This window comes from Streptomyces sp. NPDC059895, from assembly GCF_042731035.1.
GTDB lineage: Bacteria > Actinomycetota > Actinomycetes > Streptomycetales > Streptomycetaceae > Streptomyces.
The window spans coordinates 189,173-201,969 of record NZ_JBHWKO010000006.1 but is presented as its reverse complement, the minus strand read 5'-3'; the positions used below and the strand labels follow the sequence as shown (position 1 = coordinate 201,969).

General features: G+C 74.7%; 11 protein-coding genes. 3 read left to right on the top strand and 8 right to left on the bottom strand.

The window, feature by feature from the left end; genetic code table 11:
• Positions 1-25: 25 nt before the first annotated feature.
• The 3 genes from ACFV9M_RS09900 to ACFV9M_RS09890 are packed head-to-tail and all read right to left on the bottom strand — an operon-like array spanning position 26 to position 3,241.
• On the bottom strand, positions 26-1,015 hold the full coding sequence (locus tag ACFV9M_RS09900; protein WP_385065543.1) for a hypothetical protein: 990 nt from the start codon (positions 1,013-1,015) through the stop codon (positions 26-28).
• Complete coding sequence (locus ACFV9M_RS09895; protein ID WP_385065546.1) at positions 1,012-1,638, bottom strand: PadR family transcriptional regulator; 627 nt, start codon at positions 1,636-1,638, stop codon at positions 1,012-1,014. Before ACFV9M_RS09895 ends, ACFV9M_RS09900 begins: the two co-directional genes overlap by 4 nt.
• A gap of 49 nt (positions 1,639-1,687) precedes the next feature.
• The gene (locus ACFV9M_RS09890) at positions 1,688-3,241 is read right to left on the bottom strand and encodes an FAD-binding protein (protein WP_385065549.1); all 1,554 of its coding nucleotides are present in this window, start codon (positions 3,239-3,241) and stop codon (positions 1,688-1,690) included.
• 343 nt (positions 3,242-3,584) lie between these two features.
• Here ACFV9M_RS09890 and ACFV9M_RS09885 point away from each other — a divergent pair, with 343 nt between their 5' ends.
• A complete protein-coding gene (locus ACFV9M_RS09885) occupies positions 3,585-3,878 on the top strand; it encodes a zinc-ribbon domain-containing protein (RefSeq protein ID WP_385065551.1) in 294 nt (97 codons plus the stop codon).
• A 21-nt stretch (positions 3,879-3,899) separates the two neighbouring features.
• Here ACFV9M_RS09885 and ACFV9M_RS09880 read toward each other — a convergent pair whose 3' ends face one another.
• Both ACFV9M_RS09880 and ACFV9M_RS09875 read right to left on the bottom strand, forming a co-directional pair.
• Positions 3,900-4,703: a TIGR03943 family putative permease subunit gene (locus tag ACFV9M_RS09880; protein WP_385065554.1), complete on the bottom strand. Its 804-nt coding sequence runs from the start codon at positions 4,701-4,703 to the stop codon at positions 3,900-3,902.
• Positions 4,700-5,728, bottom strand: coding sequence for a permease (locus ACFV9M_RS09875; RefSeq protein ID WP_385065557.1), 1,029 nt, complete (start codon positions 5,726-5,728; stop codon positions 4,700-4,702). The genes ACFV9M_RS09880 and ACFV9M_RS09875 overlap by 4 nt, the downstream gene beginning before the upstream one ends.
• Positions 5,729-5,891: 163 nt before the next feature.
• On the opposite strand from ACFV9M_RS09875, the gene ACFV9M_RS09870 reads away from it, so the two are divergent.
• Positions 5,892-7,811 carry a potassium channel family protein gene (locus ACFV9M_RS09870; RefSeq protein WP_385065596.1) on the top strand — a complete coding sequence of 640 codons (1,920 nt, stop codon included), beginning with the start codon at positions 5,892-5,894 and terminating at the stop codon, positions 7,809-7,811.
• Between the two features lie 161 nt (positions 7,812-7,972).
• Here the strand turns inward: ACFV9M_RS09870 and ACFV9M_RS09865 are convergent, their stop codons facing one another.
• Positions 7,973-9,790, bottom strand: a complete 1,818-nt coding sequence (locus ACFV9M_RS09865) for a prolyl oligopeptidase family serine peptidase (protein ID WP_385065560.1) — start codon at positions 9,788-9,790, stop codon at positions 7,973-7,975.
• A 124-nt stretch (positions 9,791-9,914) separates the two neighbouring features.
• On the opposite strand from ACFV9M_RS09865, the gene ACFV9M_RS09860 reads away from it, so the two are divergent.
• Positions 9,915-10,817, top strand: coding sequence for an SURF1 family protein (locus ACFV9M_RS09860; RefSeq protein WP_385065563.1), 903 nt, complete (start codon positions 9,915-9,917; stop codon positions 10,815-10,817).
• On the opposite strand, the gene ACFV9M_RS09855 is transcribed toward ACFV9M_RS09860, so the two are convergent.
• Both ACFV9M_RS09855 and ACFV9M_RS09850 read right to left on the bottom strand, forming a co-directional pair.
• A complete protein-coding gene (locus tag ACFV9M_RS09855) occupies positions 10,787-11,848 on the bottom strand; it encodes a hypothetical protein (RefSeq protein ID WP_385065566.1) in 1,062 nt (353 codons plus the stop codon). The two genes, ACFV9M_RS09860 and ACFV9M_RS09855, sit on opposite strands and share 31 nt — an antisense overlap.
• 122 nt (positions 11,849-11,970) lie before the next feature.
• Positions 11,971-12,657 (bottom strand): SigE family RNA polymerase sigma factor, encoded by a 687-nt coding sequence (locus tag ACFV9M_RS09850; RefSeq protein ID WP_385065569.1) that lies wholly within the window; start codon positions 12,655-12,657, stop codon positions 11,971-11,973.
• Positions 12,658-12,797 lie beyond the last annotated feature (140 nt).

Here is a 12,797-nt window from a genome sequence, read left to right as displayed (position 1 = left end):
GCGTTCGGGAACCCGGCCGTTGCCGTCACAGGCTGTGCTGGTCGATGAGGTCTCTCAGGGTCTCGAAGGCGGGCTTCGGGGTGTAGTCGTCGGTGGTGAGGCCGAACCGGTGGAAGAGGCCGGGGTTGGTGGTGTCGGCGTCGCGGAGGGCGAAGTGGGTGTAGCCGCTCAGGCCGAGTCGTGTGGCGTGGGTCGCGATGGTGTCGACCACGGTGCGTACGACGTCCGCCTGGCGGTGCGGGGGGCGGTCCGGGCCGGTGGGCCAGCCGTGTTCGGTGATGTGCAGGGGCAGGTGTCCCAGGCCGGCCGGGGTCATCGCCGTCTCGCGGTGGTGGCGTAGAAGTCCTTCTACGGCGGGTGCCAGGTCGGCGGCGGCCACGGGCTGGAAGACGTCGGGGAAGAAGTCCAGGCCGACGTAGTCGAGGCCGGCGACGAAGTCGGCGCCTCCGTGGTCGGTCAGGTCGGTGAGGAAGGAGGCGCCGGGGCCGAAGAGCGGAGAGGTGTTGATGCCTGTGCGCAGGTGCGTGAGTCCGAGGTCGCGGGCCTGTGCCCGGGCGGCGGCCACACCGCGGACGATCGCGTCCCGCACGCCCGGGTAGTAGCCGTCCAGCGTGGGGTTGGTGGTGTCGTTCGGTTCTTCGGCGACCTGGAGGGTGTCGGTGACGGCGCCGTACTGGGCGACGAGTTCGCGCAGGAAGGCGCAGTAGCCGTCGACGTCCCCGGCGGCCGAACGGTACTGCGCCACCAGGTCGAGGCGGCGGCCCCGGACGGCGTAGCGGGCCGCGTCCGCCGGTGCCGCGGTGGGGTGGGGCTCGCCGAGCCGGGTGGTGTCGTCGAAGCCCGTGTAGGCGCGCACCAGGAACGGGCGGTCCGCCCGGCCCTGGAGCCGGTCGAGCGCGTCGGCCACGCGGGCCGGGTCGTCGGGCGGCCCGCCGGCCAGCCCTCCGGCGTCGTCGCCGGTGACTCCGCCGGGATAGATCCCGAAGAGCAGTCCTTCACGTGCCGGAAGCGTCATGCGTCCGCGTCCTCTCGTTTCTGGTCGGCCACAGGGGATGCCGTCGCGGGCCCGGACCCGGGCCAGGTCAGTGAGCCGGTGCGGATGTCGTCGACGACCGAGCCGATCCACGCGATCTCGGCGCGCGCGAGGGACAGCGCGTACTCGGCCTCGATGACGTGCAGCCGGGGCACGCCGGCCGTCAGGGCGTCCGTGAGGCGCCGCTCGTCCGCCGCCGTGCGGTGCCGGAGGCGTTCCGTCCGCTCGGTCAGCGCCTCCACGGCGCCGCCGGGTCCGAGGGCGCCGAGGTAGCTGACGGCGCCCAGGAACTCGGAGAACTCCCGCTCCGGGTTGCGGATGCGGGAGTCCAGCCGGCGCACGAGCTCGTCGCGCCCCGCCCGGGTGAGCTCGTAGACGGTCCGCTCCGGCCGGTTGCCGGAGCGCTCCTGCCCTTGTGCGGCCACCCAGCCCGCCTCGACCGTGGCGGCGACGGTGTTGTACAGCGTGCCGCGCGTGATCGCCGCCGCATGGCTCTCGCTGCGTTTCCGCAGCTCGGAGAGCATCTGGTACGGGTGCATGGACTGTTCCAGGAGGAGTCCCAGCACGGCCAGCACGATCGGGTTGTCCAGGGCGCGACGAGGCATGGTCGAACTCTAACAGTCTAAATAGACCATTCCTAGGTGGGAGTCGCGGTCAGAAGACGTTCTGGCCCGGGGTCAGGAGCGAACGGGGGTCATAGGCGCGTTTCGCCGCCTCCAGCCCGGACCAGGCCGGGCCGAAGTGGGCCTGCCAGTCGGCGGGGGTGAAGGGGATGCTGCCGACGGGGTACCAGTGGCCGCCGACGGCCGCGGCGCTCTCGTAGGCGGAGCGGTTGGCGGCGAGGAGGCGGTTGAGGGTGGCGGTGTCGTCGGGCGGGACGGCGCCGAGGATGTCGAAGAGGTACGTCACCGGCTCGTCGGGGGCGCGGAACAGCGGGGTGGTGAGCCGGTCGCGCAGCAGCGGGTAGAAGAGGATCACGCCGGGGCCCAGGTCGGCCGGGGTGAGGGCGTCCAGGAGCGGTGCGGCGACGGTGGCGGCGGAGCTGCCGGGGAGCAGCAGGTCGAGCCAGGGGTGGGCCCATGTCCACTGGCCGGCCGCTTTCAGGGCGGCGACGGTGGGGGCCAGCCGGTCGAGGAAGTCGTAGTAGGGCAGGTCGGTGCGGTGGACGGCTGCGGGGTCGTGGCGCAGGCCGCGCAGGAGTGCCGTGTCGTCCGGTGCGGGGCCGGCCGGCGGACCGTAGGCCACCACCTCCATGACGTAGGTGCGGAACCTCCCGTCGGCGTCCGCGAAGACCTGGCCCTCGACGTAGTCGAAACGGCCCTCCTCGGCGAGGACGCGCTGGTCGTCGAGGAAGGTCTCCAGGTCGTCGTAGGTCAGCTGGTAGTGGCGTACGGTCTCGGGTGCGCGTACCAGGCGCAGGGTGGCTTCCACGATGACGGCGCACTGGCCGAGGCCGGCCAGGACGGCGCGGAAGAGGTCGGGGCGGCGGGACGGGGAGCAGCGCAGGAGCTCACCCGCGCCGGTGACGACCCTGAGTTCGGTGACGTTGTCGACCTGGGCGCCGTGCCGGTGGGCCTGGCCGCCCAGGCCGCCCACGGACAGGGTGCCGCCGACGGAGAGCTCCAGGTAGTCGGTGAAGACGGGCGGGGTGAGGCCGTGGGCGAGGGTGGCCTTGGCCACGTCGCTCCAGCGGGCGCCGGCGCCCACCGTGACGGTGGTGCCGCCCGGCCCGAGCGGGCCGATGTCCGCGAGCGTCGCGGTCTCGACGACGAGGCCGCCCTCGACCTGCGCCTGGCCGAACGCGGCGTGCCCCTGGCCGCGCGGCGCGACCGGCAGGCGGTGCTCGCCGCAGAACCGGATCATGGCGACGACGTCGCGGACGGACCCCGGGCGCAGGACGGCGACCGGCCGGCGGTGCACGATGTGGCCGAAGTCGTCCGCCGCGGCGGTGAGCGACGGCTCGTCCGTGACGAGGGTCCCGTCCAGCCGGGGGATCCGGGACACTCCGGGGATCCCCGCGGTCGGCCCGGGGCCGGACGCCGTGGCGGACTCGGTGGCGGACGCCGGGCCTGACGCCGTTGCGGATTCCGTGGCGGACGCCGGGCCGGTCGTGGCCCAGCTCCGCGTGGCGGGGTCGAAGCCGATCACGGCCGCCCCGGTGACGGTGAGTCCGCGCAGGACAGTACGGCGTGACGGTGTGCGGGACATACGTGCCACTCCCCCCTCGGAAGTGCTCCGAAGTGATCCGATTGACCTGAGTCGGTCAAATCCACGTCAGGGTAGGGGAGTTGAGGTCACCGCGTGGGGTGTTCGAGGGCCGTGCGAGCGGTACGGCGGGTTCCGGTGGGGCGCCCCGGCCGACCGGCTCCGGTCGGCGCGGGTCGAGGCGCATCGGGATCCGGGGACGGCCGGCCAGGACCGACGTGGTGTCGGCGGCGTGGCGGCATGGGAGATGCCCTTCCCGCGGTGGCCCGGGGTGCGGGGCGACGCCGCCCGGGAAACCGGGGGAGGATCGGAGGGACGGATCCGGGCAGGACGGAAGGACGGAACAGTGATCATCTTCGGCACCAAGGGGTACCTGTACCAGCTCGCGATACTGACGCTGGTGTGCGGGGGCTGCGGCAACCCCGCCGCGCACACGCTCAGGAAGCGCGTCACGAAGTTCACGCTCTTCTTCGTGCCGCTGTTCCCGGTCTCCACGAAGTACCTGACGCAGTGCACCTTCTGCGGTGCCGAGCAGAAGGTGACCGCGGAGCAGGCTCAGCGGTTGCAGGCGCAGGGCGCGGGCGGGTACGGCGGCCAGCCGCACGGGCAGCCGCAGCAGCAGCCGTACCAGGGACGGTGACCGGTTCTCCGGGCCTCCTCCTCAGGTGTTCCACGTCTCGTCGTACGGGTCGTCCGGCGCCGCCACGGGCCTGGCGGTGGTGACCTCGAGGAACGGGATCGGGCCGCCGTTGACCGGGTCGCGGGTCAGCCGGGGGGTGTGGGTGCCGGTGACCTCCAGCCAGGTGTCCGGCTGGAGGACCGGGGGGACGCGGCCGGTGAGGCCGACCTTGACGGGCTGGGCGTCCGCCGCGCAGCAGTTGAGGGCCATGCGGACCAGGTAGGGGGTGCCGTCGCGGTCCAGGGCGACGAAGCCGGTGAGGGTGACGCGGCGGCCGGTGAGGGTGCGGCCGTGGTCGTAGGCCGCGCGGCCCGCGTAGTCGGCGACCGCCAGCGGGAGGGGGTCGGTGGCGGGGAGCACGGGGTAGGCGACCGGTTCCTGGAGGGCCGTACCGGTGCGGGTGGCGGTGTACGAGCCCAGGGCCGGCGGGGCGACGAGGATCAGCGCCAGGAGGGGGAGGAGCAGGAGCCAGGAGACGCGGGGTTCGGGGTGGGCCGCCGCCCGGTCGCCGGTCACCACCCGGTCGCCGGTCACCACCCGGTCGCCGGTCGCCGTCCGATCCCCGGTCACCGTCCGATTGCCGGTCGCCGTCTCCACTCGTCGCTTCGGCCCGCGCCACTCGTACCACCCCGTCGCCAGTGCCGTGGCGATCAGGACGGCGCCGGACGCCAGGAGGAGCGGTTGCAGGCCTGCCTTGACGTAGCGCAGGTAGAGGTCGGTGGTGCCGGCGTGCAGGAGGCTCGTGCCGAGCAGGAACAGGACCGCGGCCTGGGCCTGGCGGTTCACAGGAGCACCGCCCCGGTCAGGGCCGACACGGCGACGGCGAGGACGAAGGTCGCCGGGGCGAAGCGCAGGGCGAAGGCGCGGCCGAAGGTGCCCGCCTGCATCGCGAACAGTTTGAGGTCGATCATCGGGCCGACCACCAGGAAGGTGAGCCGGGCCGTGAGCGAGAACTGGGTCAGCGACGCCGCGACGAACGCGTCCGCCTCCGAGCACAGGGACAGGACCACGGCCAGGACGGCCAGGGCCAGGACCGCCACCGCCGGATGACCGGCGGCCGTGCGCAGCCAGGTCTCCGGTACGGCGGCCTTCAGGGTCGCCGCCGCCATCGCGCCGACGACGAGGAAGCCGCCCGCGTGCGTCACGTCGTGCCGCACCGAGTCCCAGAAGGCCTCGCCCCTGCTCCGCCCCTCGTGCGGGGCGTGCGACGGCGGGCGCAGCCAGTCCATGCGGCCCAGGCGGTGCCACAACCAGCCCATCGCGCACGCCACGAGCAGGCTCGCCGCGAAACGGGCCAGGACCATCGCGGGGTCGTGGGGGAAGGCGACGGCCGTCGCCGTCAGCACGATCGGATTGATCGCCGGGGCGGAGAGCAGGAACGCCAGGGCAGCGGCGGGGGTGACGCCCCGGCGGACCAGGGCGCCGGCGACGGGCACGGACGCGCACTCGCAGCCGGGCAGCACCGCGCCCGCGGCCCCCGCCACCGGGACCGCCAGCGCGGGGCGACGGGGCAGGGCGCGGGCGAAGAACGACGGAGGGACGTACACGGCGATCGCCGCCGACAGCAGGACCCCCAGGACGAGGAACGGCAGGGCCTGGACGACCACCGCGAGGAAGACCGTCGTCCAGCTCTGCATCACCGGTGCGGACAGGGCGCGGCGGATGGGGCTCTGGAGCAGCACCAGCAGGAGCAGGAGCAGGGTGAGGGCCAGGGGGGAGGTCACACGCCCGGTCTCCGGGGACTTCCGCGCTCGCTCCCGGGACGCCGCCGGGAGTTCCCCCTCGTCCGAGGGGGCTCGTGTGATGGCCACGGGTGGGCACCTCCGGATCCGTGTCTTGCCCTCCCCTCCCCTACGGCCGGACGCCCGCCCGCGTTCAGCTACCTCTGGAACCGCCCGTCCCGGTGGGGCAGTCTTCTCACTCGTGGGGAGCGTTCCGAATCAGATCGCCCCGTCGGGTGAGCCCGTCGGGCACATGGTGGTGTGCGGCGACGACGGGCTGGCGCACCGTCTGGCCGCCGAGTTGCGGCAGGTGTACGGGGAGCGGGTCACGCTCGTCGTACCGCCGTCCGAGCGGACGGTGCGGCCGCCGGTCGTCGGGCGCGCCCGCGCGGTGTCGGCGGCCTTCCTCGACCGGGTGGTGAACGCGGCCGTCAACCGCGCCGCCGGCAGCGCAAGCGGCAGCGGCAGCGGCAGTAACGGTTCGCCAGGGGGCGGCGCCGGCAGCGGTGACCCCGGCAGCGGGCCCGAGCTGGAGGCCGCCGAGCCCACCGAGGCCGTCCTCGCCGAGGCGGGGGTGGCACAGGCCGCCGCGCTGGCCCTGGTGTACGAGGACGACGAGCGCAACATCCGCGCCGCCCTCACCGCCCGCCGGCTCAACCCCCGGCTGCGGCTCGTGCTGCGGCTGTACAACCGGCGGCTGGGGCAGCACATAGAGGAACTCCTCGACCAGGCGGCCGCGTTGGCGTCGGGGGGCGGCGACCGCACGGTCGGCGACGCCTCGACCACCGTCCTGTCCGACGCGGACACCGCCGCGCCCGCGCTGGCCGCGACCGCCGTCGCCGGCACCACCAAGGTCGTCCAGACGGACGGGCTGCTGCTGCGGGCCGTCGAACGCCCGCCGCCCGGACCCGGGCACGTCGCCGGCGCGGGGCCGCCCACCCTCGCGCTGCTGTCCTCGACGGGCAACGACCCCGCCTTCGCGGACGGCTCCGAGGCCAGCGGGGAGCAGGGGCCGGTGCTGCTGCCGGACGCGGCGACGGTGGCCGCTGCGACCGGGCGGGGCAGTGTCGTCCTGGAGCAGGTGGCCTACTCGGCCGCGGGCGCGCTGCCCACGGGGCGGGGGGTCGGGATGGTGCCGCCGTTCGCCTCGCTGTTCTCACGGCGGCTGCGCTGGTCGCTGGCCGGGCTGGTGGGCTGTGTGGTCGCGCTGGCGGTGGCGCTGTGGCTGGTGACCGGGATCCATCCGCTGGGCGCGGTGTACCTGACGCTGCTGGACCTGTTCGCGATCAACGAGCCGGCGCTCGGGAAGTCGACGGAGCGGCAGGTGCTGCAACTGCTGTCCGGGCTGATGGGGCTGTTGCTGCTGCCGGTGCTGCTGGCCGCGGTGCTGGAGGCGCTGGGGACGTTCCGCGGGGCGGGGGCGGTGCGCAGGCCGCCGCGCGGGCTCGGCGGGCATGTGGTGCTGCTGGGGCTGGGGAAGATCGGGACGCGGGTGCTGACCCGGCTGCGGGAGCTGGACATCCCCGTGGTGTGCGTCGAGGCCACGCCCGAGGCGCGGGGCGTCTCGGCGGCGCGGCGGCTGCGGGTGCCGGTGGTGTTCGGCGACGTCACCCAGGAGGGCGTGCTGGAGGCGGCCAAGATCGGCCGGGCGCACGCGCTGCTCGCGGTGACCAGCTCCGACACGACGAACCTGGAGGCCGCGCTGTACGCCCGCTCCCTGCGGCCCGATCTGCGCGTGGTGCTGCGGCTGTACGACGACGACTTCGCGACCGCCGTGTACCGCACCCTGCGGGCCGCGCACCCGCAGGCGCTCACCCGGAGCCGGAGCGTGACGCATCTGGCGGCGCCGTCGTTCGCCGGGGCGATGATGGGGCGGCAGATCCTGGGGGCGATCCCGGTGGAGCGGCGGGTGCTGCTGTTCGCCGCCCTGGAGGTCGGGGCGTACGCGCAGTTGGCCGGGCGGACGGTCGGGGAGGCGTTCCGGGCCGGACACTGGCGGGTGCTGGCGCTGGACGCGGGCGAGGAGGGGCCGGGCGGGTCCGAGCTGGTGTGGGACCTGCCGGAGACGTACGTCCTGCGGAACGAGGACCGGGTGGTGCTGGCGGCCACCCGCAAGGGGCTGGCGGAGCTGCTGGGACGGCGGCGGAGGGGCTCAGGGACGCAGGGGCGGTGACGGAACGGAGGCGGAGGGGTTCAAGGACGCAGGGGCGGTGACCCCCGCCCCGCTGTCACCACCCCGCCGTCCCCTGCCCCTGACCCTCCCCTGCCCTGCCCCTGCCCGTCCCGTCCCGTCCCGGTCCGCCCGGCGGCTGGCCGGCCAGCCGCCGGCCGCCGCTACTTCCCCAGGTACCTCTCCGCGAACTCCAGCTCCAGCCGCACCTGCTTGATCCGCTCGTCGACCACCAGCGAGCCGTGCCCGGCGTCGTAGCGGTAGACCTCGTGGGTCGCGCCGCGGGACTCCAGGCGCTTGACGTAGTTGTCGATCTGGCGGATGGGGCAGCGCGGGTCGTTCACGCCCGCGGAGATGTAGACCGGGGCCTTGACCCGGTCGACGTAGGTCAGCGGGGAGGACGCCTCGAAGCGCTCGGGGACCTCCTCGGGGGTGCCGCCCAGGAGGGTGCGGTCCATGGCCTTCAGCGCCTCCATCTCGTCGTGGTAGGCCGCGACGTAGTCGGCGACGGGGACCACGGCGATGCCCAGGGCCCACGCGTCGGGCTGCACGCCGAGGCCGAGGAGGGTGAGGTAGCCGCCCCAGGAGCCGCCGGTGAGGACCATGCGGTCGGGGTCGGCGAGGCCGGAGTCGATCGCCCAGGCGCGGACCGCCGCGATGTCCTCCAGCTCGATCAGGCCCACCCGGTGCTTCAGCGCGTCCGTCCAGGCGCGGCCGTAGCCGGTGGAGCCGCGGTAGTTCACCCGGACGACCGCGTAGCCGTGGTCCACCCAGGCCGCCGGGCCCGCCGCGAAGGAGTCGCTGTCGTGCCAGGTGGGGCCCCCGTGGATGTCGAACACGGTGGGCAGCGGGCCGGTCGCGCCCGACGGCTTCTGGACCAGGGCGTGGATGCGGCCGCCGGGGCCCTCCACCCACACGTCCCGCACCGGGACCGAGCCGGGGGACTTCATGCCGGGCGGGTCGAGGACCACGCCGCCCGCCGTGGAGCGGACCGCGGGCGGCCGGGCGGCGGAGGACCACAGGTACTCCACGCTGCCGTCGGGGCGGGCGGTCGCCCCGGACACCGTGCCCGCCGGGGTCGGCACCCGGACCAGCTCGCGGGTCGCCAGGTCGTAGCGGTACAGCTCGCTGCGGGCCTCGAAGCCGTGGGCGACGAGCAGGCCCGAGCCGTCCGGGTACCACTCGGCGCTGACGTCGCCCGGCAGGTCCAGCGCCAGGTCGGTCTCCGCGCCCGTCGCCACGTCCCACACCAGCGGTTCCCAGCGGCCCCGCCGCTGGTGGCCGATGAGCAGGCGGGTGTCGCCGTCGACGGGGGCGAAGCCCAGCACCTCCAGGCCCAGCTCCCGGGTGCCGCCCCGGGTGTCGTCGAGCTCGGCGACGGGGGTGCCGTCGGGGCGCAGCACGCGCAGCGCGGAGTGCATGGCGTCGCCGTGCTCGGTGTGCTCGATCGCGACGAGGGAGCCGTCGTGGGAGAGGTCCCCCACGCCCGCCGACTCGCGGTGGCGGTACAGCTCGAAGGGGGGCTCGCCGGTGCGGGCCACGTGGATCGTGGTGCCGTCCTCGTCCGTGGACCGGCCCACCACCGCCGTACGGCCGTCGCGGCCCAGTGCCAGGCCCGCCGGGTACGACGGGTCCAGGCCGGGTGCCGCCAGTTCGTCCTCGCCGCCCTCAAAGGGCTGGCGGCGCCAGACTCCGAACTCGTCACCGTCCTTGTCGTCGAACCACCAGATCCACGCGCCGTCCGGGGAGAGCACGCCGTCCGTGGTGCCGTTCGCCCGGTTCGTCACCTGGCGCTGGTCGCCGGTGGACCGGTCCCAGGCGTACAGCTCGTACGTCCCCGTCGCGTTCGAGACGAACAGGGAGCGGTCGGGCGCGTCCTCGGCCCAGTCGGGCAGCGACACCCGGGGCGCCCTGAAGCGCCTCTCCCAGTCCGGCATCTCCTCGTACCGCTGCGGTGCGGCGGACCCGTTGCTCTCAGTCATGGCCCCATACTGCCCGCCCGGACGGACAATCGACCGCCCACCCTCCCCAGCCTGTGGAAAACTTCGGCGCGATCCCCACACCCCGGCGACGGGTTCCCCGCACGAGACCCGTACCGTTGAGGTCGTGTACCGGTTTCTGCTGACGCCCCGCTGGTGGGGGATCAACGTCTTCGTGCTGCTGGCCATCCCCTTCTGCGTCTTCATGGGGTCCTGGCAGCTGAGCCGGTTCGAGGCGCGGGTCGACGACCACCGCGCGGCGGAGGCGCAGGTCGAGTCCGCCCGCGAGGAGGCGGCGCGGCCGCTCGCCGAGATGCTGCCGGTGGACAAGTCGACCTCCGGCAGGCAGGTCACCGCCACCGGCCGGTACGCCGAGCAGCTGCTGGTGCCCGACCGGGAGCTCGACGGGAAGAACGGCTACTACGTCCTGACCCTGCTGCGCACCGACGACGGCGAGGCGCTCCCCGTGGTCCGCGGCTGGCTGCCCGGTACGGCCGACGCGGCCAAGGCCCCGGCGCCGCCCACCGGCGAGGTCACCGTCACGGGCGCGCTCCAGGCGTCCGAGACGCCCGGCGACAACGGCGTGAGCGCCCGCGGCGGCCTGCCCGCCGGGCAGACGGCCGCGATCAGCGCGGCCTCCCTGGTCAACCTGGTGGACTACGACCTGTACGACGCGTGGATCACGCTCGGCACCGCCGACGCGGGGATGACGGCGGTGCCCGCGAGCGCGCCCGCCGACAGCGGGCTGGACCTGAAGGCGTTCCAGAACCTCGGGTACACCGGCGAGTGGTTCGTCTTCGCCGGGTTCGTGGTGTTCATGTGGTTCCGGCTGCTGCGCCGCGAGGTGGAGTTCGCGCGGGACGCGGCGCTCGGCATCGCCCCGGACGGAACCGGAACCGACGGAACCGGCCCCGAAGGATCTGGAACCGAAGCAGCCGGACCCGCCGGAACCGAGGGAACCCACGGGACCGGCTCCGGCCCCGCGGTGGCCGCCGGAACTCACGACGAGGCCAGCACGCCCGTCCGGTAGACCGTCCCGGCGCACGCGTTCGACACCGTCGCCGACACCGTCGGGACCCCGCCCTCGGCGGTGTACGTCACCACGACGCTGCCGTCGGCCGTGCCGTCCGCGACGAGCAGCTGGGCCGCGGTGCCGTCGGTGTCGGTGGTGGCGGTGGAACCGGTGGTGCCCGTCTGCTCGCTCGGGCTCGGGTCGGGGGAGGCCGTGCTGCCGCCGTCGCCCCCCGTGCTGCCGCCGCTGCCGCCGCCGCCGGTGGTGGGGCAGGTCTCGGAGGGCACCCAGGCGAACTTCACGTCGTAGGCCGAGCCCGGGGCGAGGGAGAGCTGGGAGACGTAGAGGGAGGGGTCGGGCAGGCCGGCCGCCGCGTCCCCGGAGGCGTGCTCCACCACGCTGATCCTCGTGGCGTCGGCGGCGCCCTGGGCGGTGGGCGTCACCGCGACACTCCCGCCGACGGTGCAGGCGCTGCCGGAGACGTTCACGACGCGGAAGGTGCCGTAGACGGTGCCGGCCGAGTCGGCGACCGCGACGTCGGCGGAGGCGTCGCCGAGCTGGGACGCCGTGCAGGCGGTGGCGTCCGCCTCGACCGAGGTGCCGGATCCGGTGCCGCCCCCGGTGCCGTCGGTGCCGCCGGGGTCCTCGCCCCGGCCGGTGCCCTCGGTGGTGTCATCGCCCTGCGCGCCGGTCCCGCCGACCGAGCCGCCGGCCGTACCGGAGGAGTCGCTGTCGGGGGTCCGCCCCTCCCCGGCACCGCCCTGGGCCTGTGACGCCTGGCCGGCGATGGACGGGTTCGCGTCGGAGCCGCCGGCGCCGGAGACGTGCAGGAGGGCGGGGACGGCGGTGCCGACGAAGAGGGCCGCGGCGGCCATGCCGACGGCGGCCTGCCGCTTGCGGGCCCGGCGGGCCGGGACGGCCCGCCGGAGGTGGTCCAGCGTCCCGTCGCGCGGCTCCATCTCCTGGACCGCGTGGTGCAGCATCCGGCGCAGTGCCAGCTCGTCCGAGTCGAGCCCGTCGGGGCCCTGGTCGTCGAGGTGGTGGTTCACGGTTCCGTTCCCAGCGTGCGATTGCTTCGGCTCTTGTTCGTGCGGTGCCCGCCCCGGCTCCCGCCACGCGGACGGCTCGTGCCGCTCGCGCTCACCCGTGCCGTCCCCGCCGGCCCTCCCGCTCACGTCCGCGCCTCCATGGCGACGCGCAGGGCGGCGATGCCGCGGGAGCCGTACGCCTTCACCGAGCCGAGCGAGACGCCGAGGGTCTCGGCGACCTGGGCCTCGGTCATGTCGGCGAAGTAGCGCAGGACGAGGACCTCGCGCTGGCGGCGCTGGAGCCCCTTCATCGCCTTGATGAGGGAGTCGCGCTCCAGCTGGTCGTAGGCGCCCTCCTCCGCGCTGGCCATGTCCGGCATCGGCTTGGACAGCAGCTTCAGTCCGAGGATGCGGCGGCGCAGGGCGGACCGGGAGAGGTTGACGACCGTCTGGCGCAGGTAGGCGAGGGTCTTCTCCGGGTCGCGGACGCGCTTGCGCGCGGAGTGGACGCGGATGAAGGCCTCCTGGACGACGTCCTCGCAGGAGGCGGTGTCGTCGAGGAGGAGGGCGGCGAGACCGAGCAGCGAGCGGTAGTGCGCCCGGTAGGTCTCGGTGAGGTGGTCGACGGTGGTTCCGGCCGCGACGCCGTCCTCCGTGTGGTCCGCGCCGTCACGCTGGCCGGGTATGCGGGCGGGCCGCGCTGCGGGCATGGGCGCGATCACCGGCATGCCACCGGGCGTCCCGGCCGGGCGGCGGGGACGGAGGGCGGTGCGGGGCGGCCGCAGGGCCGTGCCGCGGGCCGCCGCGGGGAAGTCGAGTACCTCTGCCACGCCAGTTGGACACGCGTCCCCCCTCGGGGGTTGTACACGTCGGCCGTCGCGTTCGCGCCGTACGGCGTCACGCGTGTGACCGCCACCGTTCCGGGCGCCCGTCTCGCGCTGGCCGGCTTCCCCGCCGACGGCGCCTCACA

Bases quoted from the DNA above. Each gene is read 5' to 3' on its own strand.
- ACFV9M_RS09870 (WP_385065596.1), top strand. From the start codon at position 5,892: ATGGTGGTGTGCGGCGACGACGGGCTGGCGCACCGTCTGGCCGCCGAG.
- ACFV9M_RS09895 (WP_385065546.1), bottom strand. From the start codon at position 1,638: ATGCCTCGTCGCGCCCTGGACAACCCGATCGTGCTGGCCGTGCTGGGA.
- ACFV9M_RS09865 (WP_385065560.1), bottom strand. From the start codon at position 9,790: ATGACTGAGAGCAACGGGTCCGCCGCACCGCAGCGGTACGAGGAGATG.
- ACFV9M_RS09890 (WP_385065549.1), bottom strand. From the start codon at position 3,241: ATGTCCCGCACACCGTCACGCCGTACTGTCCTGCGCGGACTCACCGTC.
- ACFV9M_RS09900 (WP_385065543.1), bottom strand. From the start codon at position 1,015: ATGACGCTTCCGGCACGTGAAGGACTGCTCTTCGGGATCTATCCCGGC.